At 63.9% G+C, this 534-nt stretch carries 1 protein-coding gene; it reads left to right on the forward strand.

Annotated elements, in window-relative coordinates:
- The coding region (locus D1012_RS22215) for a phosphate ABC transporter ATP-binding protein (protein WP_118156256.1) at positions 1-534 on the forward strand (534 nt) is incomplete at both ends.

Consider the following 534-nt stretch of genomic DNA (forward strand, 5'->3'; position numbering starts at 1 on the left):
CATGCGCTGAAGGATGTTGATGTCGATATCCTTGACAAGACGGTGACCGCGTTCATCGGTCCGTCGGGCTGCGGCAAATCCACCTTTCTGCGCTGTCTGAACCGGATGAACGACACCGTGGCCTCGGCGCGGGTGACGGGGGAGATCCTGATTGACGGCGAAGACATCTATGACAAGCGGGTCGATCCGGTGCAGCTGCGCGCCAAGGTCGGGATGGTGTTTCAAAAGCCCAACCCGTTCCCCAAGTCGATCTATGACAATGTGTCTTACGGCCCGAAAATCCATGGCCTGACCCGGCACAAGGCCGATCTGGACGAGATCGTCGAAGGCTGCCTGCGCAAGGCGGCGCTGTGGAACGAGGTCAAGGACCGGCTTGACAGCCCCGGCACCGGGCTGTCGGGCGGCCAGCAGCAGCGGCTGTGCATCGCGCGCGCCATCGCCACCTCGCCCGAGGTGCTGCTGATGGACGAGCCGTGCTCGGCGCTGGACCCGATCGCCACCGCCCAGGTCGAAGAGCTGATCGACGAGCTGCGC

Origin of the sequence: Pseudotabrizicola alkalilacus, assembly GCF_003443995.1 — a bacterium.
GTDB classification, from domain to species: domain Bacteria; phylum Pseudomonadota; class Alphaproteobacteria; order Rhodobacterales; family Rhodobacteraceae; genus Pseudotabrizicola; species Pseudotabrizicola alkalilacus.